General features: G+C 41.6%; 1 protein-coding gene and 1 pseudogene. One reads left to right on the top strand and one right to left on the bottom strand.

Annotated elements, in window-relative coordinates; translation table 11 throughout:
• Nucleotides 1–175 precede the first annotated feature (175 nt).
• Complete coding sequence (locus F6K49_RS48585; protein ID WP_075898981.1) at nt 176–907, top strand: DUF1822 family protein; 732 nt, start codon at nt 176–178, stop codon at nt 905–907.
• Between the two features lie 155 nt (nt 908–1,062).
• Here F6K49_RS48585 and F6K49_RS48580 read toward each other — a convergent pair.
• Nucleotides 1,063–1,459 (bottom strand): annotated as a pseudogene (locus tag F6K49_RS48580) (transposase); the annotation flags it as partial.

The following is a 1,459-nucleotide window of genomic DNA, read 5'->3' as shown; positions in this document are numbered from 1 at the left end:
TGCTCCCTGCTCCCTGCTCCCTGCTCCCTGCTCCCTAAAACCCAGACATTTGTACCTCAAAAGTCGTAGAATTTCTATAATTCAAAACTGAGACAACTGAGACAAAAACTGAGATATTTTGCGATTGTCTGGCCATTATGATGACAATTGCAGAGTGTATTGGAGTAACTTATTAATGTTACACACCATTATTCCAGCAGGACAAACCCACCAAGCAGTTCCCGTTATTCGCAGAGGTTCCGGAAGGCAAGGGGATGCAGGGTATACTGCGCCCCATTCCCCATTTCCCATTTCTCCTTCCCTATTTCCTAAGGATAGTTTTAGATTAGACAGTTTTAAATTAGACCCCAGCCCACCACAGCGACTAAAACCGAGTGAAACATCTAGTGAAAGAGTGGTACAACTAAAGCGGTGGTTAGAGGATTGTTTTGATCCGGGTTGGGACAACGTGGAGACTATCTTAGAGCAATACCCAGAGCGAAATTTCAGTTTTAGAAGTGACTCCTTTCACCAAGCGATGCAGCGCGGTCTTGGGGGAAACCCCCATGAGCGACTGCATCAAGAAGCTAGTACCAAATTCCATACTACAGCAGGAGTTAAAAGAGGTAAGCTACTCGGTACTGAGATCGGCTGGGGTGATCAGCAAGTAGCTTTATTAGTGGAGCTACATCGGACAGAATCACCCAAAATGAATCTATCCATTGACCTGTATCCCGCTGGTGGTCAAGACCTTCTCCCCAAAGGTTTACAAATTATGGTGCTAGATGAAGAAGGAATTGTGGTGATTCAAGTCCAAGCCAGAGAGACAGAAAATCTTAAGTTGCAAGTGAGTGGCGAAGCAGGAGAATATTTTAGCATTAAGTTGGTTTGGAATGATATCAGTATTACAGAAAATTTCTTAATCTGATTGCTTACAAAGAATGAAGAATGAAGAATGAAGAATGAAGAATGAAGAATGAAGAATGAAGAATGAAAAATGAAAAATGAAAAAAAATCCAATTCTAAATTCTAAATTCTAAATTATTAATTCTTCATTCACCATCCCAATAATTTAGGAAATTTTCATGTCCCACTTTCCTCAGAACTTTGTTCACCAGAAGCTAGCTGCTGATTAACCACAACCATAAACTCCTCTACAGAAGCAATGGTAATTGCCTGTCTGTGCAACATTGTCAACATCGAGTCCTCCTTAATTTGGTTGATTGTTTCCACCAACTCCCTAGGCACATCTTCAAAACGAATCCGAAGTACTTCCAGGAGCCATTCTCGACCCTTTTCCAAAAGGCCGATTTCAATCCCCTCTTGACGAGCAAGGCGTTCAAAACTAGTAATGTAACGCATACTACTCTCCTCTTCATAACGTCTAATTTCTTCTGTAAAGCCGGTTTGCCAGCTATCGGGTAAACTAATTAGCCAATCAATTAACCGGAATAACTCTAGGATATCTTGCCTGCCATAG

The sequence above is a fragment of the Moorena sp. SIO3I6 genome (genome assembly GCF_010672095.1).
Note: the sequence above shows the minus strand (reverse complement) of the source record. Positions and strands in the feature narration are given on the sequence as shown.